Origin of the sequence: Amycolatopsis sp. Hca4 (genome assembly GCF_013364075.1) — a bacterium.
In the GTDB taxonomy this organism is placed as follows: domain Bacteria; phylum Actinomycetota; class Actinomycetes; order Mycobacteriales; family Pseudonocardiaceae; genus Amycolatopsis.
In genome coordinates this window covers 796124-820271 of the sequence record NZ_CP054925.1, presented here as the reverse complement: position 1 = coordinate 820271, position 24148 = coordinate 796124, and the positions used below count along the sequence as shown (strand labels likewise).

Below are 24148 nucleotides of genomic sequence, written 5' to 3'. Positions count from 1 at the left end.
ACCTATACGGCTGGTCGTTTCAAAGCGGAAAGCGCCGCCGCGGCCGCGAAAAGCCCGCACGCGACGGCCGCCGCCACCTCGACGCTCGCCGTGCAGGCCGCGCGAGCGGCCGAGAGCAGCTCGACACCCGCCGCCAGGCCGTCGGCCGCGGCTTCGGCCTGCGCGGGCCCGGCCGAAGCCAGCCGTGCCGCCGCGTCCGGCACGGTGGACGGCACCACCAGGCGGGCGGTGTAGACGGCGGCCGCGAGCGAGCCGAACGCGGTCGTGCCCAGGCCCGCGCCGAGCTCGTAGCCGGTCTTCTCGACGGCGGCCGCGCCACCCGCGCGGTCGGCCGGGGCGGCCGTCAGGAGCGTGTCGGTGCTCGACGTCAGGGCGAGGGCCATGCCCAGCCCCGACCCGGCGAGCGCGCCGCCGAGCCACCACGGCGACGCCAGCCCGCCCGCGGCCGGGACGGCGAGGGACGCCGCCGCCAGCGCGAATCCGGCCGTGCGGACGCGGGCGTTGCCGAACCGTTCCAGCAAGGCCGGGGCGACCACGCTGCCCGCCGCCGACGCGCCGAGCACGAGCAGCAGCCGGGCCGCCGCCGCGGTCGGGGAGAGGCCGAGCACCACCTGCAGGTACTGGGCGAGCAGCAGGCCGAGCCCGACCAGCGTGCTCATCACCAGCAGCACGCCGCCGGCCGCGGCCGGCACCCCGGGCCGCCGGAACAGCGCCAGGTCGAGCAGGGGCGATTCGGCCCGCCGCTGGCGGCGCACGAAGAGGCCGAGGAGCACGCACCCCGCCGCCCCCGCCGCGAAGCCGCCCCCCGACGGCCCGATGGCAGCGGCGATCCCGAGCACGCCGCCGGCCGCGAGCAGCGCGCTGAGCGCGTCCCACGGCCGGCGTCCTGGCGGGCTCCTCGGCAGCCGGCGCAGCGCCGCCACGACCGCGGCGAGGATGACCGGCGGGTTGACCAGGAACGTCGCCCGCCAGCCCCACGCTTCCACGAGCACCCCGCCGAGGACCGGCCCGAACACCGAACCGGTCCCGGCGATCCCGCTGCACACCGCGATCGCCGTGCGGCGCGCTCGCCGGTCGGGGAACAGCTCCCGCAGCAGCGACATCGTCACCGGCATGATCAGGGCGCCGCCGACGCCGAGCACCGCGCGGGCGGCGAGCAGGGCCGGGACGTTCGGGGCGAGCGCGCAGGCGAGCGACGCCGCCCCGAACACCGCGTAGCCGGTCACGAGCACGCGCCGCCGTCCGAACCGGTCGCCGAGCGTGCCGCACGGCAGCAGCAGCGGCGCCGCGGTGAGCGGGTAGATCGCCACGATCCAGACCTGGGCGGCCGCGCTCGGGCGCAGCTGCCGGACCAGGTCGGGCAGCGCGACGTGCAGCACGGTCGCGTCCACGGCGACCAGGAACAGGCCGGCGCCGAGCACGGTGAGCAGCGGCCAGGTCCGGACGGTCACGGCCACAGCAGGTCCGCAAGGTGCCGCGCGACGGCGTCGACGTGGGGCGGGTCGACGATCGACAGGTGGTGCGCGGGGACCGGCACGATCTCCAGCCGCGGGCACAGGTCCACCCACCCGGCCGCGAGGTCGGTACGGGAGTAGCGGGGTTCCATCGCCAGCCCGGCGGCGTACGGTTCGGTCGCCCGGTACAGGACCACGCGGCCGTCGTAGGGCCGCGGTGTCCCGCGTTCGGCGGCCAGGGTGTCCAAAAATGATTGACGCTGGTGCCGGAGCACGCCGGGGCTCAGCAGGCCGGCTTCGGCGACCCGCCGCATGGTCAGCTCGATCTGCGCTTCCTCGGGCAGGGCCGCGAGTTCGTCGTGACCGAGCCGGACGGTCCGGCCGTAGGTGCCTTCGACGTAGCCGGTGAAGCGCAGGAACCGCCGGGCCGACGACGCGCGCGGGTCGAGGTCCGGTTCCGGCAGCGGAAGCATGGTGTCGAGCAGCGCGACGAGCTCGACGGCTTCGCCTTCTTCGGCGAGCCGCGCGGCGAGGCCGTAGGCGAGGGCACCGCCGAAGGACCAGCCGGCCAGGCGGTAGGGCCCGTGCGGCAGGCGGGCCCGGACCAGCGGGAGGAGCCGTTCGACGCGGTCTTCGAGGCCGGCGCCGGGCACGCGTTCGAAGCCGAGGCAGGGGACGCCGGCCGGGAGCCGGTCCAGCAGCGGGCGGTAGACGGTGCAGGTGCTGCCGCCGGGGTGGAACAGCAGCAGCGGGGCGGTGCCGGCGTCGCCGGGTTTGAGCAGGTGCACCGGCCCGCGTTCTTCGCGCGTGTCCAGCACGGCCCGCGCCACGTCGGCGACGGCGGCGAGGGTGTCGTGCCGGAGCAGGTCGGCCGGGTCGACGGGGGTGTCGAGCTCGGCGGTGAGGCCGTCGGCGAGGAGCCGCGCGAGGTGGTGTGGTTCGGCGGTGCCGGACAGGCGGGTGTGCGGGCCGGCGTCGGTGCCGGTGTGCCGCCGCCAGAGCCGGAGGACGAGGCGGTCGGCGGCGTCCCAGGCCCGGCCGCGCGCCGGGGGTTCGTCGCCGCGGGGAGCGAGGTCCCGGTTGAGCTCGGCGAGGGTGGCGCCGCGCAGCACGGCGGCGGGATCGGGGTCGGCGCCGAGCTCCCGCCGGACGGCTTCGCGGATGCGGTTGGCCATGAGCGAGTCGAGCCCGAGTTCGACGAGCGGCACGTGGGGGTCGAGCCGGTCGGGGGTGAGGCCCATGACGGCGGCGACGATGGCGGTGAGCCGGCTGTTGCCGGTGTGGTCGGCGAGGTGGCTCGGGTTGGCTTCCGGCGCGGCCGCGGTCGGGAGTGCTTCGCTCCCGGCCCCGGTGGTCGAGGTGGCGGCGGCCGAGAGGGCCGCCAGTGCTGCCGTGGCCGCCCCGGGCCCGGCGGATGGCGCCGCCGAGCGTTGCGTTCTCCGGACCGCAGACCCCGCGACCGCCGCCGATCCGCCGCCCGGGTCGGCGGTGTCCGTGTACCAGTGCCGCTCGTGGCGCCAGGGCATCGGCGGGACGTCCGTCAGCCGGGCGTCGTCGTCCGGGGTGGCCAGCGTTATGCGGGTTCCCGCGCAGTACACCGTCGCCGCCGCGGCGGCGAACGTGCGGATCTCGTCCTGGCCGCGGCGCAGGGTTCCCGTCACCACCGCGTCCGCGATCCCGGCCGCCGCGAGGGTGCGGGTCAGGGAGCCGCGCAGGATCGGGTGCGGGGACACCTCGATGAACAGCCGGTGGCCGTCCGCGGCCGCCGCCGTGACCGCCTGGCGGAAGCGGACCGGGCGGCGCAGGTGCGCGGCCCAGTAGCCCGCGTCGAAGTCCGGGAGCTCGCGCGGGTCGTCCAGCACCGTGTCGTACCAGGGCACCAGCGGCCGGCGGCCGCCCAGCTCGGCCAGCGCGCCGCGCAGGGCGCCGAGGACGGGCTCGACGCCCGCCGAATGCCCGGCCACGCCCACCGGCAGCCGCCGGGCGCTGCGGCCCGCGGCCTCCAGCGAGGTGACCAGCCGGTCGAGCACCTCCTCGTCGCCGGCGACCGTGACCTGGCCCGGTGCGGCGTCCACGGCGAGCTCGACTCCGGGGTGCGCCGCGAGCTCGTCGGGTGTCAGCTCCACCGCGGCCATCGCCCCGCCCGGCCGGACCGTGCCGAGCAGGCGTGCCCGGGTGGCGACCAGGTGGACGGCCTCGTCGGCGGTCAGCACGCCGCCGACGACCGCGGCGGCCGCGGACCCCAGCGAGTGCCCGAGGACGGCGGCGGGCCGCACGCCGAGCGCCTCCCACCGCGCGGCCAGGGCTATCTGCGTCCCGAAGATCGCCAGCTGCGTTTCCGCCAGCGACCGGGGATCGGCCCCGGTGAGCAGCGAGCGCAGCGACCGGCCGGCGTGCTCGGTGAAGAGATCGCCGAGCTTGTCGACCTGCGCGGCGAACGCGGGCTCCACGGCCAGCAGCCGACGGCCCATCCCGGCCCACTGCGATCCGTGGCCGGAGAAGACGAAAACGGGCCCTTCCCCGCCGACGGCGGAACCGGTGAACGCCCCGGCGGGCGGCAGGTCCGTGTCGACGGCCCGCAGCAGCGCCGCGAGCTCCCGGTGGTCGGCGGCGACGAACGCCGCGCGGTGCGGGCCGGCGTTGTCGCGGCGGAAGAGGGTGTGGGTGACGTCGGCGAGCGGACTCGACCGTCCGGCGGGGGAGTCGAGCCACGCGGCCAGTTGCGCGGCCCGCTCGACGAGCCGGTCGCGGGTCCGGGCGGACAGCAACCCGATCCGGACTCCGCCGCCGGCGGGCCGGTCACCGTCCGGGTTCTGCGAGGCGGTGCCCTGGCTGCGGCCGAGCAGTCCATCGCCGGACCGGGCCGCCGGGAGCCGGTCCGGGCTCGGCGCCGCTTCCTCCAGCACCACGTGCGCGTTCGTCCCGCCGAAGCCGAACGCCGACACCCCGGCCGTCGCGCGGCCGGCGTGCCGTGGCCACGGCGTCGGCTCGGTGACCACCTTCAGCCCGAGCGAGCCGAACGGGATGTGCGGGTTCGGCGCGTCGAAGTGCAGCTGCGGCGGCAGCGTCCCGTGCTGCAGCGCCAGCACGACCTTGATCAGCCCGGCGATCCCCGCGGCCGCCTCCGCGTGGGCGATGTTCGTCTTCACCGAGCCGACCAGCAACGGCGCGGCCGGCGGCCGGCCCGTCCCGAGCACCGCACCCAGCGCGCCGGCTTCGATCGGGTCGCCCAGCAGCGTCCCGGTCCCGTGCGCCTCCACGTAATCCACAGTGGACGGATCGACGCCGCGGTAGGCGTCCCGCAGCATCGCCTGCTGCGCCACGGGGTTCGGGGCCGCCAGGCCGTTCGAGCGGCCGTCGGAGTTGACCGCCGAGGCGCGGATCACCGCGAGCACCCGGTCGCCGTCGCATTCGGCGTCCGCGAGCCGCTTGAGGACGACGACGCCGCAGCCTTCGGCGCGTGCGATGCCGTCGGCGGCCGCCGAGAACGTCTTGCACCGGCCGTCGGCGGCGAGCAGGCCCGCCGCCGCGAACGCCGCCGTCGGGCCCGGCAGCAGCATGAGGTTGACCCCGGCCGCCAGCGCCAGGTCCGCGTCGCCGTCGCGCAGCGCGCGCACCGCGTGGTGCACCGCGACCAGCGAAGACGAGCACGCCGTGTCGACCGCCATGCTCGGGCCGCGCAGGTCGTAGACGTAGGACAGCCGGTTGGCCGCGATGCTGCCCGCCGCGCCGGTGGCCGTCCACAGGTCCGGCCGGCCGCCGGTCATCGTGAGGTGGCCGTAGTCGTGGGTCGAGATCCCGGTGAACACGCCGGTGCGGCTGCCGCGCAGGGACGTCGGCGCGATGCCGGCGTGCTCCAGCGCGGCCCAGGTGACCTCGAGGAGCATGCGCTGCTGCGGGTCCATGGTCGCCGCTTCGCGGGGCGTGATGCCGAAGTGCTCGGCGTCGAACCCGGCGACGTCGTCGAGGAACCCGCCGAACACCGGCGCCGCGTCGGCGGCCCACCGTCCCGGCGGTGCGGTGCGGACGGCGTCCCGGCCGCTGCTCAGCAGGTCCCAGAACGCGCCGGGCCCGTCCGCGCCGGGGAACCGGCAGCCCAGGCCGACGACGGCGACCGGGTCGGTGCGGCGGCGGTCGGTGCTCGGCCGGAGCTCGGGCTCGGCGCCGCCGGTGAGGCTGCGGACGAGGTGGTCGATCGTCGGGCTTTCCCACAGCAGCGTGGCCGGCAGCGACCGGCCGAGCCGGTCCTCGAGGTCGGCGGCGATGCCCACGGCCTGGCGGGAGGACAGGCCGTAGTCGCCGAGCGGCCGGTCCGGCTCGGCGGTGACGCCGGTGTGCTCGGCGACGGTGTCGAGGAGCCAGCGGCGCAGGGTGTCGGTCGTCGGCTCGCTCATCGGGCCAGTGCCTTTCCGTAGTCGCCGGCGAGGTAGCGGTCGCGGCAGGCGGCGCGCGCGATCTTGCCGCTGGAGGTGCGCGGGACCCGCCCCGGCGGCACGAGGAGCACGTCCCGCAGCGCGAGACCGTGCGCGTCGGAGATCAGCCGCCGGATCGCCGCGGTCAGCGCGCGCTCGGCGGGTTCGGCCAGATCCGCGTGGCCGCGGTGCTCGGCGACCACGACGACGGCCTCGGTGTCGGTGCCCGTGACGGCGAAGGCGGCGACGCTGCCGGGCGGATCGCGGCGTCGGCCGACGCGGCGGTGGCTTCGACGTCCTGCGGGTAGTGGTTGCGGCCGTCGACGATGATCAGGTCCTTGATCCGGCCCGCGATGTAGAGCTCGCCGTCGTGGCGGACGCCGAGGTCGCCGGTCCGCAGCCACGGCCCCTCGGGCAGGCCGCCGGCCAGCCGGGCACCGAAGGTTTCGGTGCTCTCCAGGGGTTTCTGCCAGTACCCGGTGCCGACGTTGGGCCCGTGCACCCAGATCTCGCCGACCGAGCCGTCGGGCAGCACGACGGCGCGCTCCGGGTCGACGAGGGCGACCAGCTGCCCGGCCGGGACGCCGCAGGCGACGAGCCGGACGCCGTCCGCGGCCGGGCGCGCGGTGCCGGTGGAGAGGGCGTCGCGGTCGAAGGTGGCGACGCGCGGGGCGGCGGCCGGCCCGGTGGTGACGAACACCGTGGCCTCGGCCAGCCCGTACGCCGGGCGGGTCATCTCCGGCCGGTACCCGGCGGTGGCGAAGGCGGTGTGGAACCGGTCGAGGACGTCCGGGTTGATCGGCTCCGCGCCGTTCACAATCGCGGTGATACGCCCGAGCCGCAGGCGGGCGCGGTCGGCTTCGCGGATCCGGCTCGCACAGTAGTGGAAGGCGAAGTTGGGGGCCGCGCTCCAGCTGCCCGCGTGGTCTCCGAGCAGTTCCAGCCAGCGGACCGGACGTTCGATGAAGGCCAGCGGGTCCATCAGCACCGACCGCAGGCCGAACGCCAGCGGCGTGAGCAGGCCGAGGACCAGCCCCATGTCGTGGAACAGCGGCAGCCACGAGACGGTGGTCGCCGCGGCCGGGTCGAGGCCGAGGCCGCGGACGGCCTGGGCGACGTTGGCGAGCACGTTCGCGTGGGTCAGCACCACGCCGGCCGGGCTGCGGGTCGAACCGGACGTGTACTGCAGGTACGCGACGTCGCCGGGAGCGGCGGCGGGGGCCGGCCACGTCCGGACCGGTTCCGGCCGGTCGGCCGCGACGACGGCGACGTCGAGGCCGGCGAACGCTTCGACGCCCGGCCGGGCGGCCGCGGTGGTGACCACGGCCGACGGTGCGCAGTCGGCGAGGACCGCGGCGAGCCGTCCGGCGTGGCCCGGCAGTCCCGGGTCGAACAACGGCACCGCGATCGCGCCCGCGGTGATCGCGGCGAGGAACCCGACGACGTAGTCGGGGCCCTGCGGGCAGAGCACCGCGACCCGGTCGCCCGGCGACACCGGCAGCGCGCCGGCGACCGCGCCGACGCGGTCGGCCAGCTGCCGCCAGGTCAGCGTGCGCCGTCGTCCCGCGGGGTCGGCGGTGAAGTCGGCGAAGGTGAGGGCGGGGGCGTCGGGGGTGGCGCTCGCCCAGTGGTGCAGGCACGCGGTCAGGGTGTCGCCGCCCACCGCCGGGAAGGTGTCCTGGGACATGGGGTTCTCCTTGCTAGCGGCCCAGCCGCGGTGCCGCGTGCTGCCACGCGGCGACGGCGAGGGCGTCGAGGTCGAGGTCGGTCGAGCCGGCGTCGCGGAGCAGGACCAGCACGCCGCCGGCGGCGATGGCGACGGTGCGCAGGCGCAGTCCGGGCAGCCCGGCCGGCCGGCCGGGCAGGGTGAGGACTTGCTCGTAGGACAGGGTTTCCGCGCCGGGAACAGCGGGTCCGGTGCCGAGGGTGGTCGTCGATTCCGTTGGCAGGTCCTGGTCGTCGACGGTGACGCGGGTGCAGCGGCGCGCCTGGGCGGCCCAGGCGGCGAGGTCGGGTGGGTGCGGGGTGCGGGCGACGAGCTCGGAAAGCTGCCCGCCCGGGACCGCCGTCTGGAAGCCCTGGCCGGTGACCGCGCCGGGACGCAGCAAGCGGCCGTGGACGATGTCGGCGCACGACCCGTCGTCGCTGCGGTCCGAAGTGGACACTGCGGTGGCGACGTCGAACACGTCGCGCGCGGCGGGGGGTGCGGGGACGGCCTCGGCGGGCAGCAGCACGGCCGGGGGGACCGCGGGCGGTGCGGGAACCGGGACCGCCGTGGCCGGTTTTGCCGGGGAAATGGTGACCACGGCGGCCGCCGTGATCAGGAGTACGGCCGGGGGAAAGCGAATTCGGGCAGCCATGGAGAAGCCTTCCGGGAGTATTCTCGGGAGAGGTGCGGCCCCTGCGCTGGAACCCTTCGCCGGGAGCGTCGAGCGACGGCCGATCCCGGCGGCACGGCGAAGGCTACGCCGGGAAATCGGTTACCGGAAGCACCTCAAGACGGCGTAAACATCTTCATGTACAGCGCGTGAGCTGCGCGATTGCAGGTTACTGATGAGTTCGGCGCCTGGTTGTGGCACGGGCGTCCGAGATTGGTCACGCTGCGCGACCGTCGACTCACCCCGGCGGGGGAGATTGTTTGCCTGCCATTCACATTGTCCGCTCACATCCTGGACAGGACAATTGCGCTCCGGCGCGCGATTCCTTTAGCTTGGCCGGACCCTCGACGACCGGGAAAGGAAACGCATGCGCCCTTTTGTGAGGTGGTTCACCGCCCTGGCGGCCGCGGTGTGCGCACTGCCCGGCACACCCGCCCTGGCCGCGGACGGCGTCCCGGACGCCCGGGCCGACGACGGCTCGCACGTCGTCGCCCAGACCACTGTGGACGGTGACGCGCGGGTGCTCGACCTGACCGTGCGCTCGACCGGCGTCGGGGCGTACGCGATGGTCCGGCTGATCCTGCCGGAGAACTGGACCGGACGGCGCTGGCCCGCGGTCTACCTGCTGGCCGGCGAGACCCGGCTGCAGGACTACCGCGGCTGGAGCGCGAACACCGACATCCGGCGGCTCGCCGACGACGCCGGCGTCCTGGTCGTCATGCCCGGCTCCGGCTCCGCCGGCTTCTTCAGCGACTGGTGGAACTACGGCAAGGACATCGCGCTCAACCAGTGGGAGACCTTCACCGCCGTCGAGCTCCCGCAGCTGATCGACCGCGGCTACCGCGGGGACGGCCGCCGCGCGGTCGCCGGGCTGTCGCTCGGCGGGTACGGCGCGTTCGAGCTCGCCGCCCGGCGCCCGGGCGTGTTCCGCTACGCGGCCTCCTTCAGCGGCAACCTGAACCCGGCCGGCGCGACCGGCGAACTGCTGACCGATGCGATCGTCGCGTCGGCCCACCTCGACCCCGAGGCACTCTGGGGCGACCGGCGTCGCGAGGCCGCGCGCTGGGAGGCGCACGACCCGCTGGTGAACGCCGATCGCCTGCGCGGCACCGAGCTGTACCTGTCGGCGGGCAACGGGCTGCCGGGCCCGCTCGACGCCAAACTCCCGATCGACGTGCTGCCCGGCGCGATGCTCCTGGAGTTCCTGTGCGGCGCCCAGACCACGGCCATGGCCGGTCGCCTGCGTGAGCTCGGCGTCCCGGTGACGGTCGATCTCTACGGGCCGGGCACGCACCAGTGGGCGTACTGGCAGGAGCAGCTGCACCGGACGTGGCCGCGGATGCTGCAGGTGCTGGCGTCGTGAAACCGTCCTATGTGGTCACGGGCGCGGCGGGCGGCATCGGCCGCGCCTGCGTGGCGGAGCTGGTCCGGCGGGGCGCCCACGTGTGGGCGAGCGTGCGCACCGACGCGGACGAAGCGGAACTCGTGCGCGCGTACGGCGACGCGGTGACGGTGCTGCGGATGGACCTGCGCGACGCGGAGTCGATCGCGCGGTGCGGAGAACGCGTCGCGGCGGCGGGACCGTTGCGGGCCTGGTGAACAACGCCGGTCTCGCGCGGCCGGGGCCACTGGAGCACGTGCCGCCGGCGGCGTTCCGGGAGCAGCTGGAGGTGAACGTGACGGGCCAGCTGCTGGTGACGCGGGCGATGCTGCCGGCGCTCCGGCGCGCGGAATCGGCCCGCGTGGTGACGATCGGCTCGATCGGCGGCCGGATCGCGGGGCCGATGGTCGGGCCGTACCACACGTCGAAGTTCGCGCTGGTGGGGTTGACCGACAGCTTGCGCGCGGAGCTGGCCCCGGAGCGGATCCGCGTGGTCCTGGTCGAGCCGGGAGCGGTGGCCACCCCGATCTGGCCCCGCGCCCACGAGGCGGCCTCGCAGGTCCGGGCGGCCTTGTCCCCGGCGGCGCTGGAGAGGTACGGCGACCAACTGGCGGCGGCCGAGCGCAGCGCGGCCCGCTCGGCGAGAACGGGAGTGCCGCCGCGCCGGGCGGCGGAGACGGTCGTCCGCGCCTTGACGGCCCGCCGCCCGGCGCCGAGATACCTGGTGGGCGCCGATGCAAGGCTGGCGGCGGTGCTGGCGAGCCTGCCGTTCCGGGTGAGGTACCACCTGACGGCGGCGAAGCGATGAGGGCGCCGGTCGGCCGGTGTGTTTCGGGCTCGGGAGTCTCGCTGTGCGCTGTCGGGCGCGCGCGGGTCGCGGGCGGACTTGGTGCGGCGGGCGAGTTGGCTTGTCCAGTCGCCGTGCGGCGGCGAACCGGCGGTCGGGCCGCGCGGCGAGCCCTCGCGCCGCCGGATCGACCGGCCATCCCCGCTGTGAGGCGAAACTATGAGCCGCCTCGTCGTCATCGTCGCCCCGGGTTCGCGGGGGGACGTCCAACCCTGTGTCGCCCTCGGGCGGGGGCTGGCCGCAGGCGGTGACCTCGTGCGGGTTCTCGCCGCTCCGAACTTCCGCGCGCTCGTCGAAACCCACGGCCTCGGCTTCGCGCCCCTCTCCGCCGATCCCGCCGCCGTCCTCGGGTCGGGTGCGGGACAGGCGTGGACCGGGGGACGGCGGTTCCTCTCCGGGCTGCGGGCCGTCCTGCGGCCCGTGCTCGACCGGCTGCTCGCCGACGTCCACGCCGGTGCCGCCGGGGCCGATCTCGTGCTCGCCCCCTCGCTCGGCTTCCTCGGCGCGCACCTGGGCGCCCACCTCGGCGTCCCCGACGTCGAACTGCACTACCAGCCCAGCGTCCCCACCCGCGCCTTCCCGCACCCCCTCCTGCCGCGGGCCGCCCGGCTCGGGCCCTGGGGACGGCACCTCAGCTTCGCCGCCGTCGACGCGCTCTCCTGGCACGTCCTGCGCCCGGACGTCGACCGCTGGCGCACCGAAACGCTCGGCCTGCCCCCGGCCGGCGCCCGCGGACCGCGCCGCCGGTCACCGGTGCTGTGCGGCTTCTCCGGCGCCGTCGTGCCGCGGCCGCCCGACTGGCCCGCCCGCGTGCACGTCACCGGCTACTGGTTCCTCGACACCGCGAGCCCTGACCCGGACCCGCGGCTGCGCGACTTCCTCGCCGCCGGGCCGCCGCCGGTGTACGTCGGCTTCGGCAGCATGCAGCCCGCCGACGCGGAACGCACCGCCGCCGTCGTCCGCACCGCGTTGCGCCGGGCCGGGCTGCGCGGCCTGGTCGGCGGCGGCGCCGACGACGACGATGACCTGCTGGTCGTCCGGGACGTCCCGCACGAGTGGCTGTTCCGCGCACCGCCGCCGTCGTCCACCACGGTGGGGCCGGGACCACCGCCGCCGGGCTGCGGGCCGGGGTGCCGTCGCTCGTCTGCCCCGTCTTCTCCGACCAGCCCTACTGGGGTGACCGGGTGTCGCGGCTGAGCGCCGGCCCGAAACCCCTGCCGCTCCAGGACATCGACGTCGCGACGCTGACCGCGCGGCTGCGGGAGCTGACGGACAACCCGCTGTTCCGGCGCGGCGCGCAGTACGTCGGCGCGCGGCTGCGAGCGGAGGACGGCGTGGCCCGCGCCTGCTCGATCCTGCGGGCGGGCTAGCCGGGGTGCGTCAGGCCGAGATCGCCAGCGCGAGGCCGGTGCCGATGATCAGCACGCACGCCGCGACCGTCGTCCGGCGGTAGTGCAGGATCAGCGCCGCGAACTCGCGCAGCAGCGCGCTCGGCAGGAAGTAGCGGGCCGTCGGCGAGCCGGTCGCCTGGAACGGCAGGCCGAGCCGCCGGCATTCGACCGCCGTCCGGAACACGTGGTAGTTGCTGGTCACCGCGACCACCCGGCGGGCCGCGGCGGGGAGGAGTGCCGCGGAGAGGCGGAGATTCTCTTCCGTCGTGCGGGCCTGGTCCTCGCGCCGGATCTGCTCGTCCGGGACGCCGCGGTCGCGCAGGTACGCGTGCATGGCTTCGGCTTCGCTGACCGTCTCGCCCGGGCCCCGTCCGCCGGAGACGACCAGCAGCGGCGGCGTCGCCTCCCGGGCGTGGAGCCGGAGGGCACGTTCGAGCCGCCCGGCGAGCAGCGGCGGGACACGCTCGCCGTCGAGGCCGCAGCCGAGCACGATGATCGCGTCGAACCCGCCGCGGCGGCCGATCCGGCTGTACACCACCGAATAGACCAGCAGCGACAGGAACAGGAAGCCGAAGTAGCCGGCCAGCACGGCCGCGATGGCCACCAGCGCCGAGCCCCACCGGCCGAGTGGCGCGAACGCCAGCGCCTCCAGCGCGACCAGCCCGGCGCCCAGCCCGAGCGACAGCAGGTTCCCGGCGCTGCGCCCCTCCCGCCGCCACATCCGCACGCCGTTGGCGATCAGCGCGGTGGCAGCACCAGGGCGACGAGGATCGCGGCGACGGCGAGCAACCTCAGCAGCACCGGCGTCAGCCACTCCAGGTGCAGTGCGGCACGCAGCAGCCACAGCGCGGTCAGCAGCAGCGCCAGGCCGAGCCACACGGCGTTGCCGAGCCGCCGCGGTTCGCGCGCCAGCCGGACGGCGAACACGATGAGCGCCACCCCGGCGGCGACCGGAAGTACCGCACCGCCGACGTTCACCCCGGCCTCCTCTGGAATCCCCCGCGAGCCTAGCCGGACGCGCGCGGCCGGGTGATCTGGCATGGTGAACGCCGTGACCGATCGGCGACCGGCGTTCGTGCTGCACGAGCACTTCCGCCCGCGGCACCACTTCGACCTGCGGCTGGAGGAGAACGGCGTGCTCCGCTCCTGGGCGGTCCCGCGCGGCCTCCCACCGGATGCCGAAGCCGACCGGCTGGCGGTCGCGGTTCCCGATCACGCCCTCGACCACCTCGCGTACGAGGACGAGACGAAGAAGATCGCCGACACGGGCTGGTGGGAGGAGCACGACCGGACGGCCAGGCGCATCCTGTTCACCCTCCACGGCCGGGCGGGCGCGGTCCGGTACGCGCTGATCCACACCGCGCGCGACTGGCTCCTGCACCGCACCCGCGACCAGCCGGACGACGAGGTGTAGCGGACGCGACTTCCTCGCGTGCCGACTTCAAGCCTGCCCGGCGTCCGGAAAGCGTGCGTACCGCGGTGGCTGACGGGTTCGAGTAGCTGCTTGTGGAGTGGGCTCGCTCGACCGCCTGCCCCGAAGCCGGCTCGCGCAGTACGACTTCGCCACCTGCGGGACCTCGGCTCATTCGTGGGAAATGCGGTCTGCGGCGCGACCTGCACGACTTCACCGCCGAGGGCTACCGGTTCGACTCGGCCCAGGACCCGCTGCTGTACCTGCCCGCCGGCATCATGCGGGAAGAGCGGCAGCTGGCCACCCGGCTGCAGGCGGCCAACGTCGAGCTCTACAACCGCTACGACCGCGCGCGACTGGCTCCTGCACCGCACCCGCGACCAGCCGGACGACGAGACCCGGAACCCGTCACTCGCGTGATCGAAGCCGGAACTCGCGTGACTGGGAGCGGAACTCGCGAGATACGGCTCCCGCCACGCGAGTTCCGGCTCGGATCACGCGGGTGACGGGTTCCGAACCTCGATCAGGCCGGCGAAGCGACCGGAAACAGCCGCGCGGGGTGCATCGCCCGGTGTGCCCAGTACCCCAGCACGCCGAGCAACGCGATCTCCAGCACCATCATCAACCGCTCGACCAGGCCGGTCGCCACGGTCGGCAGGTGGCCGCCCAGGATCACGTTCACCGCGAACGGGACGATGAACGGCAGGTAGAACGGGATCGCCGCCAGTGCCAGCCGGCGGGACCAGGTCGCGAACCGGCGCCAGCGCGGGTCGTCGCGGTGGCGGCGGCCCATGGCCCAGCCGACCACCGGCAGGCTCAGGCACGTCACCGCCGACGCGTACAGGTGGATCTTGCCCGTCGCGGTGATCGCGCCACCCTGCGGGTCCTTCGCGAACACCGCCACCGCCAGCAGGCTCACGCACCACAGTGCCTTCGCCGCCACCAGCGCCGGGTTCGCCAGCAGGCCACGGCGGCAGAGCGCGACCAGCAGCACCGCCGACCCCGTGCTGGTGAGCAGCAACGCGCCGTCCCACATCCAGCGGCCCGGGCTCAGCGCGTAGTCGCTGAGCATCGTGCTCACCGGGTCGAGGGGAGCCAGGCGGCGGTCCAGGTGCAGCACGGCGAGCAGGACGACGGCGCCGGCGAAGGCGGCCAGCGCCCCGGGGACGAGCAGGCGGGCGCGCAGACGGGGACGGGCGGGTGCGGGACACAGCATGTAGGGAGACACTCCGGGACGGTTCGGCTGGTTCAGGCGCAGCCGCGCAGGCTACCCGTGACCTTTCCGTGACCATTGCCGACGCGCCCGCGGTGTGACGCACGGCACCTTCAGTGGTCGCCGTCCTGGGGGATTTCGGCCGAATCCGTGAGCCGCAGCTTGCGCCGCGCCCGCTGGTAGAACGTCGTCATGCCGAGCCGGACCACCCGCGCCGCGCTCGGCCGGCCGCGAAGGTCGAGCCGCTCGCCGGGGGAGACGTACCCCTCGACCTGGCCATCGACCTCCACCGCCAGCCTGCCGCTGGTGGGCAGCAGCTCCAGCGTCACCTCGTCGTGCACCGAGAGCACCACGCCCCGGCTGTACGCCGAGTGCGGCGCCGCCGGCGTCACCAGCAGCGCCTCCACCGACGGGCTGGTGATCGGGCCGCCCGCCGAGAAGCTGTACGCCGTCGAGCCGGTCGGCGTCGCCACCACCACCGCGTCGGCCGAGTAGCTCACGAACGGCTGGCCGCCGACGCGGACGGCGACCACCGCACTGCCGTCGCCGGGCACCCGCACCACCGCGATGTCGTTGAACGCGGTGATCTTCCGCCCCTGCAGCACCGCGTCCACCGCCAGCCGCGGCTCCACGGTGAACTGGTGGTCGTCGATGGCCGAGAGCGCGCCCGGCAGGTCCGGGACGTCGACCTCGGCCAGGAAGCCGAGCTTGCCGAGGTTCACCCCGAGCACCGGCGCGCGCTGCCCGTCGGCCAGCCGCATGGCGCGCAGCATCGTGCCGTCGCCGCCCAGGCTGACCAGCAGGTCGGCCCGGCGCCCGAGCTCCTCGGCCGTCACCCCCTTCGCGGCGCAGTCGAGCCGGACGATCTCGTCCTCGATGCCGAGGACCTCGATGTTCCGGTTGCCCGCCCAGCCGAGCACGGCCTGGACGGCGGCCGCGGAGTCGCGGCGGGGGTGCAGCACGAGTCCGGCGGAGTGCATGTCAGCGGCTCCGGGCGGCCGAGGTACCGAGCGTCATGCGCTCAGTCTGCCCGCTCCCGCCGCGGGCCGCCGCGAGAACCGCAGCGCGCCGTCGTCGATGCGGCCGTGCCGGAGCTTGACGACGTCGTGGGCGTAGCTCATGCCCAGCTGCCACGGCGCCCGGGAGCCCGCCTTCGGGAACTCGTCGATCGAGCGCAGCACGTACCCGGCGTCGAAGTCCAGCAGCGGCCGCTCGGTGACCGCCGGGTCGTCGTTGACCGGGACGGCCTGGTCGTGGCCGTGCCGGTCGAGGTGCCGCAGCAGCCGGACGACGTACTCGGCGACCAGGTCCGCCTTGAGCGTCCACGACGCGTTCGTGTAGCCGATCGTGAACGCGAAGTTCGGCACGCCGCTGAGCATCATGCCCTTGTAGGCCATGGTCTCCGGCAGCTTCACCGGGTTGCCGTCCACCGACAGCTCGATGCCGCCGAAGGCCAGCAGCCGCAGCCCGGTGGCGGTGACGACGACGTCCGCTTCGAGCTCGTCGCCGGATTCGAGCCGGATCCCCCGCTCGGTGAACTCCGCGATCCGGTCGGTGACGATCGAGGCGTCGCCCCGGCGCAGCGCGCGGAACAGGTCGCCGTCCGGGACCAGGCACAGCCGCTGGTCCCACGGCTGGTACCGCGGCTTGAAGTGGGTGTCGACGGCGAACCCGGGCGGCAGCTGCTTGGCCGTGGCCTTGCGGATCAGCGCCTTCACCAGACCCGGGCGGCGCCGGCTGAGCTGGTAGATCAGGGTGCTCACCGCGACGTTCTTCCAGCGCGCGATCGGGTACGCCAGCCGCGCGCCGAGCAGCCCGCGCAGCCGGTTGGCCAGTGCGTCCTCCGACGGCAGCGACAGGATGTAGGTGGGGGAGCGCTGCAGCATGGTCACGTGCGCGGCGCGGTCGGTCATCGCCGGCACGAGGGTCACCGCGGTCGCGCCGCTGCCGATGACGACGACCTTCTTGCCGGCGTAGTCGAGGTCCTCGGGCCAGTGCTGCGGGTGGACGACGGTGCCGCGGAAGTTCCCGATGCCGGGGAATTCCGGCGTGTGGCCGCCCGCGTAGTCGTAGTAGCCGCTGCACAGGTACAGGAACTTCGCGGTGAACTCGACCGGCTTCCCGCGGTGCTCGGCCTCGACCGTCCACAGTGCGTCCTCTGTGGACCAGGCGGCGCGGATGACCTTGTGCCCGAACCGGATGTGGCGGTCGATGCCGGCCTCGGCCGCGGTGTCGCGGACGTAGCGCAGGATCGACGGGCCGTCGGCGATGGCCTTCGCGTCGGTCCACGGCCGGAACCGGTAGCCCAGCGTCTGCATGTCCGAATCGGACCGGACGCCGGGGTAGCGGAACAGGTCCCAGGTACCGCCGATCGCCTCGCGGGCTTCGAGGATCGCGTAGGTCTTGCGCGGGAACGCCGTCCGCAGGTGGTGGGCCGCGCCGACGCCGGACAACCCGGCCCCGACGATCAGCACGTCGACGTGATCGGTCATCTCAGGCCGCCTCCGTCCGCCGGGCGCGCTGCAGGACGCGGGTCAGCACGGCGTTGTAGTGGGTGGGGGTGATGCGGGCGAGCGCGTCGAACAGGTAGGCGTCCGGGCCGATCAGGATGCGGGCCTTCCCGCGGTCGACGCCCGCGTGGATGATCGCCGCCGCCTTGTCCGGCGACGTCATCGTCATGGCCTCGAACTGCGCGGCCATCTGCTCGTGGGTGCGTCCCCGTCCCGTGGGGTCGCGGCGCATCCGGGCGTTGCGCGCGATGTTCGTCGTGATGCCGCCCGGGTGGACGGTCACCGCGCGGACGCCGGTGCCCTGCAGCTCGTGCCGCAGCGACTCGGTGAAGCCGCGGACGGCGAACTTCGCGGCGCAGTAAGCGCTCTGGTACGGCACCCCGAGCAGGCCGTACACGCTGGAGGTGTTCACGATCGCGCCTTCGCCCTGGTCGACGAGGATCGGCAGGAACGCCCGCGTCCCGTGCACCACGCCGCGGAAGTTGATCTCGTGCAGCCAGTCGTCGTCCTCGGGCACCGCGTCGAGCACCGACGAAGTGACCGCGACGCCGGCGTTGTTGAACACCGCGGCCAGCGGCGCCGGGAGCCACTCGCGGACCTCGGCGGCGAACCGCAGCTGGTCTTCGGCGTCGCGGACGTCGAGGACCCGGGTCAGCACCCGGCCGGACAGCGCGGCCGCGGTGGCCTTCAGGCCGTCTTCGTCGACGTCGGCCAGCGCGACCGGCGAGCCGGACCGGGACAGCCGGGTGGCCAGCGCCCGGCCGATGCCGGACGCCGCACCGGTGATCACCACCGGCCGTCCGTTCAGGCTACGGGGCCGTGACATCGCTGCTCCTCGCGTGCTTGTCCATCAGGTCGAGGATCGTGGGCCAGGCGCCTTCGGGCAGGTCGTGGCCCATGCCGCGGATGGTTTCCAGCCGGGCGCCCCGGATGGCCCGCGCGGTGGCGGCGCCGCCGGTCGGGTGGACCATCCGGTCGCGGTCGCCGTGGATCACCAGCGTGGGCGCGGTGATCTTCCGCAGCAGCGGCGTCCGGTTGCCGGACTTCATGATCGCGGCGAGCTGCCGTCCCACGCCGCCGGACGTCGGGTCGCGGTCCCAGCCGGTGCCGGCCAGCTCGCGCACGAACGCCTCGTCGAACGGGAAGCCGTGCGAGCCGATGTGCCGGAACATCCGGACCGCGCTCTCCACCGCCTCTTCGCGGGACTTCGGCGGTTTCGCGCCCATCATCCGCAGCGTCGAGAACGCCGGGCGGCCGAGCAGGCGCGAACCGGTCGTGGACATGATCGACGTCAGCGTGCGGATCCGGTCCGGGTACAGCGCCGCCGTGGTCTGCGAGATCATGCCGCCCATCGAAACCCCGGCGATGTGGGCCGTCTCGATGTCCAGGGCGTCGAACAGGCCGATCGTGTCCGCGGCCATGTCCGTCAGGTCGTACTGCTGCGCGGGGAACCGGCCGGCGAGCATGCCGGGCAGGCTCGGCGGCCGGAACCGCGGGTGGGTCGAGCGGCCGGCGTCGCGGTTGTCGAACCGGATCACCTCGTACCCGCGGCCGGCGAGCTCCGCGCAGAAGGCGTCCGGCCAGCTGTGCAGCTGCTGGCCCAGCCCGGCGACGAGCACCAGCGGCTCGGCGCCGTCGTCCCCGATCCGTTCGTAGGCCAGGGAAATCCCCCGGCCGGCGTCGGCGATCTGTTCGGTCACGAATCTCCTCCGGTGCTTCGTCGGCGCACGATCGCGCGGCCGCCCTTGGCCGGGGCGTAGGCCACGCCCCGCGAGTGCCAGCGTTCGCCGGGCTCGCTCGTCGGAACCAGCGTGAAGTCCCGCAGCAGGGTCCGCAGCACGACGCTCATCTCCATGGTCGCGAAGGCGGCGCCGAGGCAGCGGCGGGTGCCGCCGCCGAACGGGATCCACTGGTAGAGGTCCGGGCGCGCGCCGGTGAAGCGGTGCGGGTCGAAGGCGGCCGCGTGCGGGAAGACGCGGTCGTCGTCGTGGATCAGCGCGATGCTGACGAGCACCGCGTACCCCTTCGGCAGCGTCCACCGGCCCAGCCGGAAGCCGTCCTGCTTGACCTGCCGGGCGGTGAGGTCGATGACCGGGCGGGTGCGCTGGACCTCGAGGATGGTGGCGTCGAGGAGCTTGCCGTCGTCGGCCTGCAGTTCTTCCAGCAGGGCGGGGTGGCGGCGGAGGCGCTCGACGGCCCAGGCCAGCGTGGTCGCCGTGGTTTCGTGGCCGGCGGTGAGCAGGGTGAGCAGCTGGTCGGAGATCTCCTCGCGGCTGAGCCCGGACCCGTCGTCGTAGCGGGTCTGCAGCATCATCGACAGGACGTCGTCCTTCTCCCCGGCGCGGGCCTTGGCGATGAGCCGGTCGACGATGGCGTCGTACTCGCGGCGCATCCGTTCGAAGCGGCGCCACGGGTTGACGCGACCCTTCTTCGTGATGGGCAGCACGGCCAGCCGCGAGCCGAGGGTGACGAACGGCGGGAGCAGCTCGCGCAGCTCGGCGAACTCGGCCCCTTCGGCACCGAAGACGGCGCGGAGGATGGCGTTGAGGGTGATCCGCATCATCGACGGCAGCGTGGCGAAGGCGGTGCCTTCGGGCCAGGTCGCCAGTTCGCGGACGGTTTCCTCTTCGACGATCTGCTCGTAGGCGGCGAGGCGGCGGCCGTGGAACGGCGGGACCAGGAGCTTCCGCTGCCGTTTGTGTTCCTCGCCGGACAGCGCGAACATCGAGCGCGGTCCCAGCACACGCCCGAGGTTGACCTCGAGGTTGTCGACGAGCTCGGGCCCGGAGGTGAACAGCTGCTTGATCTCGGCGGGGCCGCTGATCACCACGGCGTTGCCGAAGATCGGCACGTTCACCGTGAAGGCGTCGCCGTAGCGGTCTTTGAGCCGCCGCAGGCCGCGCAGGGGTCGAGTCAGCGCGTAGGCGCCCTGGACCGCCCGTGGCGCGGTGGGCCCCGGCGGCAGGGTCGCGGGGCTTGTCATGGTCGTCATCGACCCTCCCGGAAAGGTGGTACGCGAACGTACCGTCGGTACGGTACGCCGGTGTACCATCCCGTTTCAAGAGGAGGGGTATAGCGTGATCCCCGTGGACGTCGACACCCGCCGGCACCGGCAACGCCTCCTGGACGGGCTGGCCGAGTCGATCACCGAGACGGGCTTCCGCGACACCACGGTGGCCGACGTCGTCCGCCGCGCCCGCACGTCCCGCCGGACGTTCTACGAGCACTTCTCCAGCCGCGAGGAGTGCCTGATCGCGCTCCTGGCGGAGGCGAACCGCTCGATGATCCGCCAGATCTCCGAGGCGGTGGACCCGCAGGCACCGTGGGCGGTCCAGGTCCGCCAGGCGATCGAGGCGTGGATCGCCTGCGCGGAATCCGAGCCGGCGATCACGCTGAGCTGGATCCGCGACGTCCCCGCACTCGGCGGCGCGGCCCGCGACCTGCAGCGCGACGCGATGGAGGGGTTCATCGCGATGACCCAGCGCCTGACGGACACACCGTCACTGCGCGCGGCGGGGATCAGCCCGCCGTCCCGCCAGCTGTCGATCATGCTGCTGGGAGGGCTGCGCGAGCTGATCGCGACAACCGTGGAGGACGGCGGGCGGGCCGGCGACGTCACGGAAGTCGCGGTGCGGGCGTCGATCGCCCTGCTCGGCCCGGCCTGATGGGTCTGGTGAGTTCATGATCGAGATCCCGGCGGCGGCGTTGTGCGCGGAGGCCGGCGCTGCTGAAGCTGGTGGGCATGGTCGCGGAAGCCGGTGCGGCGGCCGGGAAACCGATGGGCGGCGTTGCGGTCGGTGGACCTGCGGCTTGCCGGGCTAGGTCATGGTCGGATCGCCCAGCGCCAGTTCGGGCGGTCGCCCGTTCCGCGGGGTGGTGACCCACGCTCCGGACCGCAGCGGAGATGCCGGTGTGCCGGGCCGGGACATCTCCACGCGCAACACGCGCGCGCCGGTGACGTCCAGGTCGATGACGGCGGGTTTGCCCGCCGAGACGTCGTGTTCGGAGCGCGGGGTGCCGTCGAGCACCACGCGGACCCGGCCCACCTGGAACGGGTCCGCGGCGTCGTCGAGCACGCCGGCGACGGTGGTGAACCGCCGGTAGTTGCCGCCGAGGTCCAGTTCGACGTAGCCCGGACCGGGGGCCGGCGGTGACGTCGGGCGCAGCACGATGCTCTGCTCGTAGCGCACGCCGTCGATGCCGGCGGCTTCGCGTTTCACCCCCTTGCTGGCGTGCAGCCACGGCACCTCGCTCGCGGGCTCGTGCTGCTCCTCGCGAGCCCCGCCGCGCCATCTGCCGCGGCGGGGCATCGGGTACTGGCCCTGCCCGGTGATCGCGGCGAGGAGGTCGGCCACGCCGGCTTCGGTGAACTCGTCGACGTGGTAGCGCGTCGTCGAGTGGGCGTTGAGGAAGACCGGGATCTCGTCGATCGAGCGGCCCGGCAGGACGACCGGCAGCACCCGCTCGGTTTCGCGGCGCAGGTCCCGGGTGAGGTTGTCGCGGATGATCGCCGCCTCGAACTGGGCGCCCCGGCCCTCGTGGGGCAGCGCCGTGCCGTCGGCGCGGCGCTTGTAGTCGGGGGAGGCGACGACGACGATGAAGTCCGCCTTGGTGAGCTGCTCGGTGGCCCACAGCGACCAGTCCCGGCGCACGTTGTCGTACCAGGCGTCGAGGTGGACGTCCAAGCCGATCCCGGTGCGCAGGAACGCGGCGAACCGTTCGACGAGTTTCTTGTGCTCCGGCGTGTCGTGCGAATAGGTCACGAACACCCGGGGCGCGGCACGGTCGGGCATTGGCGCCCCTTCGCGTCGAGTCGGTGAATCACCGATCTTGCCGATCGGCCATTCGCAATGCTGCCTGTCGTCTATCTGCAGCCAGCGCGTTTGTCAAGCTTTTCCGAGCAGGCGAAGAATTTGTCCACCGGTGGCCAAGTATTGGCATCTTTCTGTCCGGTTTGGAGCCTTCTCCCGGCGCGCGGGCCCGGCCTAGGATGGGCCGTTGCCTGGTGGGGAGCGGTGAAGGAGCGACGGCACGCGTGTACGAGTACGACGTGTTCATCAGCTACCAGCGCGCCGGCCGGGACATTTCAGCGTGGGTGAAGAATCATTTCCGGCCCCGGCTGGCCGAAGTGCTCGACAGCAACTTCTACCGGGACGTCCGGATATTCTGCGACGACCAGGTCCGCACCGGCGCGAGCTGGGCAGGCGAGGTCCGCACCGCGCTGCTGCGCACCCGGGTGCTGGTTCCGGTGTGCTCGCCGAAGTACTTCCGGGACGAATGGTGCCTCGCGGAGTGGCATTCGATGGCGAAACGCGAAGCGCTGACCACCCGCACCCGGCCGTTGATCTACCCGGTGATCTTCTGCGACTCCCGGAACTTCCCGCCGTGGGCCCACGAGCGGCGCCTGCGGGACCTGCAGCAGTGGAACCACCCGTTCGAGCACTTCCAGGCCGCGCCGGCGTACCTCGACTTCAACGAGCAGATCCAGCAGATCGCCGGTGAGCTCGAAGACCTCATCGAACGAGCGCCGGACTGGCGGCCGGACTGGCCGGTGCACACGCCGGACCCCGAGCCGCCGGCGACGGCGCGGATACCGAGGTTCTGACCGATGCCGGGATCGGTGTTCACCTTCTACTCCTACAAGGGCGGTGTCGGCCGCAGCTTCACCCTGGCCAACATCGCCGTGCTGCTCGCCCGGTGGGGCCACCGCGTCCTCTGCCTCGACTGGGACCTGGAAGCGCCCGGCCTCGGCGACTACTTCCGGCGCGGCTGCCGGAGCGGCCCCGCGGCGGTGTCGTCGACCTCGTCGACGACTTCCGGGCCGGCCGGTTCGCCCCCGACGCCCACGCGCTGCGGCTGCGCCGCAGCGGTGCGCTCGACTTCCTCGCGGCCGGGCGCGAGGACGAGGACTACGTCGGGCAGGTCCAGTCGATCGACTGGGAAGCCCTGTACGACGAGGGGTTCGGCGAATACCTCGAGAAGTGCCGCGAGCAGTGGACCACCGACTACGACTTCGTGCTCATCGACAGCCGCACCGGGATCTCCGACATCGGCGGCATCTGCACCGCCCACCTGCCGGACCACCTGGTGGTGCTGTTCACCGCGAACCGGCAGAGCATCCGCGGGGCGACGGAGCTCGCCGGGCGCGCCGACGCCGCGCGGAACCTGCTGCCCTACGACCGTTCGCGGCTGACCGTCCTGCCGGTGCTGTCCAGGTTCGACAGCCGGGAGGAGTACGGCCGGTCGGAGGAGTGGCGCAAGACCGTCGTCGCGGAGACGGCCGGGCTGTACGGCCCGTGGCTCGACCAGCGCGTCGCGCCGGAGACGATGTCCGCCACCTCACGCTGCCGTACGTGTCGTACTGGAGCTTCGGCGAGCAGCTGCCGGTGCTTTCGGAGAAGACGCCGAGCGCCGACCAGATCGGCTTCGCGCTGGAGACGGTGGCGGCGGTGATCGCCTACCGCCTCGACCGCACGGACCTGCTGGCGGAGAACCGCGACGCCTACGTGGCGGCGGTGCGGGCGAGCCACCGCAAGTTCAAGCACGAACTGCGGGTCAGCATCCCGCGGTCGGTCATCGAGCCCGCCGGCGAGCTGCTCGCGGAACTGGGGAAGCGGGGCGTCCGGGCGGTGAAGTCGCTGTCGGGCGACCAGTCGATGCTGGAGCGGGCCGAGGACGACGCACGCCACCTGTGCCTGATCGTCGACGGCAAGGTGAGCCGCTGGCAGCAGGCCGAGGTCGAGCTGTTCCTGCAGCGGTCGTTCGGCCAGGACCGCCGGGTGATCCCGATCCTGACCGAGGGCACCCAGGCGGCCGGGCTCCCGGGGTACATCGGCAACCTCCGCTACCTGCGCGTCGGCGCCCGCGGCCTGGCCGGTGTCGCCGAGGATCTGGTCGCCCAGCTGAAGGGCGGCACCCCGTCACCCGCCCCGGCCGCCGACCTGACCGCGTTGCTCGCCCAGGTCCGCGGCGCCCGGCTGCGCCCGTCCCGCTGGGACCTGGTCGCGGAGTTGCTGGCCGAGCTGCAGGCAGCGGTCGAAGCGGGCGACGACGCCCGCACGGCCGAGCTGGCGGCGGACCTGACCGTGGCGGCCAAACCCCGCGCCCCCCACGCCGACGACCACCCCCGGCACCCCGGGAGACCCGCCGCG

20 protein-coding genes and 4 pseudogenes are annotated in these 24148 nt (G+C 74.1%); 10 read left to right on the top strand and 14 right to left on the bottom strand.

Annotated elements, in window-relative coordinates:
• Window positions 1–2: 2 nt before the first annotated feature.
• The 5 genes from HUT10_RS03300 to HUT10_RS03280 are packed head-to-tail and all read right to left on the bottom strand — an operon-like array spanning window position 3 to window position 8226.
• The gene (locus HUT10_RS03300; protein WP_176169798.1) at window positions 3–1457 is read right to left on the bottom strand and encodes an MFS transporter; all 1455 of its coding nucleotides are present in this window, start codon (window positions 1455–1457) and stop codon (window positions 3–5) included.
• Window positions 1448–5848, bottom strand: coding sequence for a type I polyketide synthase (locus tag HUT10_RS03290; protein ID WP_217709541.1), 4401 nt, complete (start codon window positions 5846–5848; stop codon window positions 1448–1450). The genes HUT10_RS03300 and HUT10_RS03290 overlap by 10 nt, the downstream gene beginning before the upstream one ends.
• On the bottom strand, window positions 5845–6069 hold the full coding sequence (locus tag HUT10_RS50430) for a hypothetical protein (RefSeq protein ID WP_254896649.1): 225 nt from the start codon (window positions 6067–6069) through the stop codon (window positions 5845–5847). The genes HUT10_RS03290 and HUT10_RS50430 overlap by 4 nt, the downstream gene beginning before the upstream one ends.
• Entirely contained in the window at window positions 6012–7553 is a 1542-nt protein-coding gene (locus HUT10_RS03285; protein WP_254896648.1) for a fatty acyl-AMP ligase, read from the bottom strand. Before HUT10_RS03285 ends, HUT10_RS50430 begins: the two co-directional genes overlap by 58 nt.
• A 13-nt stretch (window positions 7554–7566) precedes the next feature.
• Window positions 7567–8226 (bottom strand): hypothetical protein, encoded by a 660-nt coding sequence (locus HUT10_RS03280; protein ID WP_176169797.1) that lies wholly within the window; start codon window positions 8224–8226, stop codon window positions 7567–7569.
• Window positions 8227–8611: 385 nt separating this feature from the next.
• On the opposite strand from HUT10_RS03280, the gene HUT10_RS03275 reads away from it, so the two are divergent.
• The 4 genes and pseudogenes from HUT10_RS03275 (at window position 8612) to HUT10_RS52055 (ending at window position 11842) form a co-directional block, all read left to right on the top strand.
• A complete protein-coding gene (locus HUT10_RS03275) occupies window positions 8612–9607 on the top strand; it encodes an alpha/beta hydrolase family protein (RefSeq protein WP_254896647.1) in 996 nt (331 codons plus the stop codon).
• Window positions 9541–10433: pseudogene (locus tag HUT10_RS03270) on the top strand (SDR family NAD(P)-dependent oxidoreductase). Before HUT10_RS03275 ends, HUT10_RS03270 begins: the two are co-directional and overlap by 67 nt.
• Window positions 10434–10631: 198 nt before the next feature.
• A pseudogene (locus tag HUT10_RS52060) lies at window positions 10632–10754 on the top strand (glycosyltransferase); the annotation flags it as partial.
• 773 nt (window positions 10755–11527) lie between these two features.
• Entirely contained in the window at window positions 11528–11842 is a 315-nt protein-coding gene (locus tag HUT10_RS52055; protein ID WP_368660740.1) for a glycosyltransferase, read from the top strand.
• Between the two features lie 10 nt (window positions 11843–11852).
• On the opposite strand, the gene HUT10_RS03260 is transcribed toward HUT10_RS52055, so the two are convergent.
• Together HUT10_RS03260 and HUT10_RS50415 are read right to left on the bottom strand one after the other, a co-directional pair.
• Window positions 11853–12584 carry a YdcF family protein gene (locus HUT10_RS03260; protein ID WP_254896642.1) on the bottom strand — a complete coding sequence of 244 codons (732 nt, stop codon included), beginning with the start codon at window positions 12582–12584 and terminating at the stop codon, window positions 11853–11855.
• A gap of 17 nt (window positions 12585–12601) precedes the next feature.
• Window positions 12602–12841: a hypothetical protein gene (locus HUT10_RS50415; RefSeq protein WP_254896641.1), complete on the bottom strand. Its 240-nt coding sequence runs from the start codon at window positions 12839–12841 to the stop codon at window positions 12602–12604.
• Between the two features lie 73 nt (window positions 12842–12914).
• Here HUT10_RS50415 and HUT10_RS03255 point away from each other — a divergent pair, with 73 nt between their 5' ends.
• Window positions 12915–13277, top strand: a complete 363-nt coding sequence (locus HUT10_RS03255) for a DNA polymerase ligase N-terminal domain-containing protein (protein ID WP_254896640.1) — start codon at window positions 12915–12917, stop codon at window positions 13275–13277.
• 520 nt (window positions 13278–13797) lie between these two features.
• Here HUT10_RS03255 and HUT10_RS03250 read toward each other — a convergent pair.
• The 6 genes from HUT10_RS03250 to HUT10_RS03225 all read right to left on the bottom strand — a co-directional run bounded on the left by HUT10_RS03250 (window position 13798) and on the right by HUT10_RS03225 (window position 19989).
• Window positions 13798–14502 carry a DUF998 domain-containing protein gene (locus HUT10_RS03250; RefSeq protein ID WP_254896639.1) on the bottom strand — a complete coding sequence of 235 codons (705 nt, stop codon included), beginning with the start codon at window positions 14500–14502 and terminating at the stop codon, window positions 13798–13800.
• Window positions 14503–14600: 98 nt separating this feature from the next.
• A complete protein-coding gene (locus HUT10_RS03245; protein WP_176169795.1) occupies window positions 14601–15467 on the bottom strand; it encodes an NAD(+)/NADH kinase in 867 nt (288 codons plus the stop codon).
• A gap of 33 nt (window positions 15468–15500) precedes the next feature.
• Window positions 15501–16979, bottom strand: coding sequence for an NAD(P)/FAD-dependent oxidoreductase (locus HUT10_RS03240; protein ID WP_176169794.1), 1479 nt, complete (start codon window positions 16977–16979; stop codon window positions 15501–15503).
• Between the two features lies 1 nt (window position 16980).
• Window positions 16981–17823 carry an SDR family oxidoreductase gene (locus HUT10_RS03235; RefSeq protein ID WP_176169793.1) on the bottom strand — a complete coding sequence of 281 codons (843 nt, stop codon included), beginning with the start codon at window positions 17821–17823 and terminating at the stop codon, window positions 16981–16983.
• On the bottom strand, window positions 17807–18697 hold the full coding sequence (locus HUT10_RS03230; protein ID WP_176169792.1) for an alpha/beta fold hydrolase: 891 nt from the start codon (window positions 18695–18697) through the stop codon (window positions 17807–17809). Before HUT10_RS03230 ends, HUT10_RS03235 begins: the two co-directional genes overlap by 17 nt.
• Window positions 18694–19989, bottom strand: coding sequence for a cytochrome P450 (locus HUT10_RS03225; RefSeq protein WP_176169791.1), 1296 nt, complete (start codon window positions 19987–19989; stop codon window positions 18694–18696). Before HUT10_RS03225 ends, HUT10_RS03230 begins: the two co-directional genes overlap by 4 nt.
• An 85-nt stretch (window positions 19990–20074) precedes the next feature.
• Here HUT10_RS03225 and HUT10_RS03220 point away from each other — a divergent pair, with 85 nt between their 5' ends.
• On the top strand, window positions 20075–20662 hold the full coding sequence (locus tag HUT10_RS03220) for a TetR/AcrR family transcriptional regulator (RefSeq protein ID WP_176169790.1): 588 nt from the start codon (window positions 20075–20077) through the stop codon (window positions 20660–20662).
• Between the two features lie 153 nt (window positions 20663–20815).
• Here the strand turns inward: HUT10_RS03220 and HUT10_RS03215 are convergent, their stop codons facing one another.
• Entirely contained in the window at window positions 20816–21790 is a 975-nt protein-coding gene (locus HUT10_RS03215; RefSeq protein ID WP_176169789.1) for an SEFIR domain-containing protein, read from the bottom strand.
• A 242-nt stretch (window positions 21791–22032) separates the two neighbouring features.
• Here HUT10_RS03215 and HUT10_RS03210 point away from each other — a divergent pair, with 242 nt between their 5' ends.
• The 4 genes and pseudogenes from HUT10_RS03210 to HUT10_RS52045 form a co-directional block, all read left to right on the top strand.
• A complete protein-coding gene (locus HUT10_RS03210) occupies window positions 22033–22602 on the top strand; it encodes a toll/interleukin-1 receptor domain-containing protein (RefSeq protein WP_176169788.1) in 570 nt (189 codons plus the stop codon).
• Between the two features lie 3 nt (window positions 22603–22605).
• Window positions 22606–22686, top strand: a pseudogene (locus tag HUT10_RS52050) (hypothetical protein); the annotation flags it as partial.
• A gap of 8 nt (window positions 22687–22694) precedes the next feature.
• The gene (locus tag HUT10_RS50410) at window positions 22695–23450 is read left to right on the top strand and encodes a hypothetical protein (RefSeq protein WP_254896638.1); all 756 of its coding nucleotides are present in this window, start codon (window positions 22695–22697) and stop codon (window positions 23448–23450) included.
• Between the two features lie 203 nt (window positions 23451–23653).
• Window positions 23654–24136, top strand: a pseudogene (locus HUT10_RS52045) (CATRA system-associated protein); the annotation flags it as partial.
• Window positions 24137–24148: the final 12 nt, after the last annotated feature.

Coding starts and splice junctions, on each gene's coding strand:
- HUT10_RS03240 (WP_176169794.1), bottom strand. CDS start 16,979: ATGACCGATCACGTCGACGTGCTGATCGTCGGGGCCGGGTTGTCCGGC.
- HUT10_RS03275 (WP_254896647.1), top strand. CDS start 8,612: ATGCGCCCTTTTGTGAGGTGGTTCACCGCCCTGGCGGCCGCGGTGTGC.
- HUT10_RS03235 (WP_176169793.1), bottom strand. CDS start 17,823: ATGTCACGGCCCCGTAGCCTGAACGGACGGCCGGTGGTGATCACCGGT.
- HUT10_RS03280 (WP_176169797.1), bottom strand. CDS start 8,226: ATGGCTGCCCGAATTCGCTTTCCCCCGGCCGTACTCCTGATCACGGCG.
- HUT10_RS03215 (WP_176169789.1), bottom strand. CDS start 21,790: ATGCCCGACCGTGCCGCGCCCCGGGTGTTCGTGACCTATTCGCACGAC.
- HUT10_RS03260 (WP_254896642.1), bottom strand. CDS start 12,584: ATGTGGCGGCGGGAGGGGCGCAGCGCCGGGAACCTGCTGTCGCTCGGG.
- HUT10_RS03225 (WP_176169791.1), bottom strand. CDS start 19,989: ATGACGACCATGACAAGCCCCGCGACCCTGCCGCCGGGGCCCACCGCG.
- HUT10_RS03285 (WP_254896648.1), bottom strand. CDS start 7,553: ATGTCCCAGGACACCTTCCCGGCGGTGGGCGGCGACACCCTGACCGCG.
- HUT10_RS03245 (WP_176169795.1), bottom strand. CDS start 15,467: ATGCACTCCGCCGGACTCGTGCTGCACCCCCGCCGCGACTCCGCGGCC.
- HUT10_RS03290 (WP_217709541.1), bottom strand. CDS start 5,848: ATGAGCGAGCCGACGACCGACACCCTGCGCCGCTGGCTCCTCGACACC.